Source organism: Moorena sp. SIO4E2 (genome assembly GCF_010671945.1).
GTDB classification, from domain to species: domain Bacteria; phylum Cyanobacteriota; class Cyanobacteriia; order Cyanobacteriales; family Coleofasciculaceae; genus Moorena; species Moorena producens.
Genome location: NZ_JAAHIE010001033.1, coordinates 1 through 1,895, shown reverse-complemented (window position 1 = coordinate 1,895; position 1,895 = coordinate 1). Strand labels below are relative to the sequence as shown.

2 protein-coding genes are annotated in these 1,895 nt (G+C 38.0%); both read left to right on the top strand.

Annotated features, from left to right (window positions below; genetic code table 11):
* Positions 1-478 precede the first annotated feature (478 nt).
* Positions 479-1,225 (top strand): helix-turn-helix domain-containing protein, encoded by a 747-nt coding sequence (locus tag F6K37_RS40265; protein WP_052308447.1) that lies wholly within the window; start codon positions 479-481, stop codon positions 1,223-1,225.
* 11 nt (positions 1,226-1,236) lie between these two features.
* Positions 1,237-1,797 (top strand): AAA-like domain-containing protein, encoded by a 561-nt coding sequence (locus F6K37_RS40260; protein ID WP_008185201.1) that lies wholly within the window; start codon positions 1,237-1,239, stop codon positions 1,795-1,797.
* Positions 1,798-1,895 lie beyond the last annotated feature (98 nt).

Below are 1,895 nucleotides of genomic sequence, written 5' to 3'. Positions count from 1 at the left end.
ATTCTCTTAAAAAGAGCTTACTAGATATTTCTTTTGACTCCGAACAAGAAAATATCTAAGTTGGGATATTATTCGCGATTAACACTCGCGAATAAATTTTATTTTTTTTCCAAAATGGGATGCTCCCTGGAATTTGGGATACTGACGAATATGACATTACCCTTAATAAAAATTTCCCCCATCTCCCTATCTCCCTATCTCCGTATCTCCCCCTCTCCCCACACTTCCCAAACTTCCGACACTCCCCCTTCTTTTTTACAAATATGAGATACACCCGGTTAACTCTCTAACTGTGATGTCTCCCAGATTACCCTGTTGTGGCTCCTTGATTCACCCTTAACTTGCCAAGTCGTGTAATATAGAAAATAGAATCCAGACTGGTATCTGTGTCAGGGTAAACGCAAGAATCAATAAGGCGGCATTCTTATCAACAATATTGATATAAATATGCAATAGTGCTGAGCAATCTTGGCTTAATATGGTCATAATTCTTGCCCTATATCGCATTTTGGCTCAATTTGTCTTGCGCTTACCCTGGTATCTGTGTCTTCATCCGAAACGACTCAGAATGAGTAACTTAGAATCAGGATTGACTTGGCAGCAGGCAAAAGAAATAGCAGAACAACTGCTTTTCCAAAAGACCCAAAAGCACCTTAATGATATAGAAATACTTGTACTAGAAGGTTCTTGGGAAGGACTAACCTATGAAGAAATTGGCAAACGCTCTGGCTATAGTACAGAGTACCTTAACAAAGATATTGGCAATCAATTATGGAAAAAGCTGTCTGAAGCTTTAGGGGAAAAGTTAACTAAAAAGAATTTTAAAGTCGCCTTAGAGAGAGGTAAAACAAAACTACAAGATAGGATAAAATTGCCATCATCGCTCCGTGTTTCAGCAACAGAATTACCGTTTCCAGAAGGTGCCGTTGCACCGTCTTCTCCCTTTTACATTGAACGAGATGGTATTGAATCTCTTGGCTATAAAACAGTAGTTAAACCGGCGGCGTTAATTCGGATTAAAGCCCCAAATTTAATGGGTAAGACCTCTTTGATCATGAAGCTGTTAGACCATGCTGCTTCGGAAAATTATCAAACAGTGTATCTGGGTTTGAATAGCGTCAATAAGTCCGTTTTGACTAATTTGGAGCTGTTTCTACGGGGAGCATCCCATTTTGGAAACAATATTACCCAAAGCAACGATATTTCAAGGGTTTCAGCCCCCTAAAAAGAGCTAACGTGCCAAATTGGGATGCTCCCTTTCTACGTTGGCTTTGCCTACAGGTTAGTCGGGAGTTAAAGTTAGCTAATCAGCTAGAGAATTATTGGTATACAGAAATTTTCGGTAGCAACGATAACTGTACACTGTACTTTGAAGAGTATTTATTGCCCCAAATTAATTGTCCTTTGGTATTAGGATTAGATGATATAGATCGTCTATTTTCCTATAGGGAGGTCATTGAAGATTTTTTGGGTATGCTACGCAGCTGGCATGAAAAAGGAAAAATTGCTGATGTCTGGAGACAACTGCGATTAGTCGTCGCCCATTCAACGGAAGTTTATATACCCTTAGATATCAATCAATCTCCTTTCAATGCGGGAGTACCATTAGAACTAACAGAATTTGACCCGATTCAAGTAAAAAGTTTAGCTTGTTTCCATGGGCTTAATTGGAACAATAGTGAGGTTGAAAAGCTCATGAAAATGGTATGCGGACATCCTTATCTAATACGTTTAGGAATATATGAAATTGCATGTGGAAAGATAACATTAAGCTGTTCGGCATTTAAATTGGTATAATAAAAATTAATAAATAACCCAATAATAGGAAATATGCCAGCAAAAAATTATCTGACACAAGAGCAAAAAACAATACTTCAAAAAGCCTTAAAAATAGA